At 52.4% G+C, this 232-nt stretch carries 1 pseudogene; it reads left to right on the top strand.

The window, feature by feature from the left end:
- Positions 1 to 135: 135 nt before the first annotated feature.
- Positions 136 to 232 (top strand): annotated as a pseudogene (locus ACQ4LH_RS21190) (DNA polymerase III subunit chi); the annotation flags it as partial.

The following is a 232-nucleotide window of genomic DNA, read 5'->3' as shown; positions in this document are numbered from 1 at the left end:
TTGTGGTTTTTTTTTTTTTTTTTTAAAAGAAAAAGCCGGCATAGGAGCCCSCTCKTTYCGTCGGGGGGGCGGGGAGWTTTANAAAAAGAGANGAAGGTASGCGCCCCCCAAAAACCGCCACAAAAACCCGCTCAACTGCTGAACGACCTGGAGTCGATCCGCCAACTGCTGGGCGATGAAAACCTTGAGCCACCACTGCTGATCGACTCGCTCGATCCAGACAGCATCCCCC

Origin of the sequence: Pseudomonas peli (assembly GCF_050563605.1) — a bacterium.
In the GTDB taxonomy this organism is placed as follows: domain Bacteria; phylum Pseudomonadota; class Gammaproteobacteria; order Pseudomonadales; family Pseudomonadaceae; genus Aquipseudomonas; species Aquipseudomonas peli_A.
This window is presented reverse-complemented; position numbering and strand designations above follow the sequence as displayed.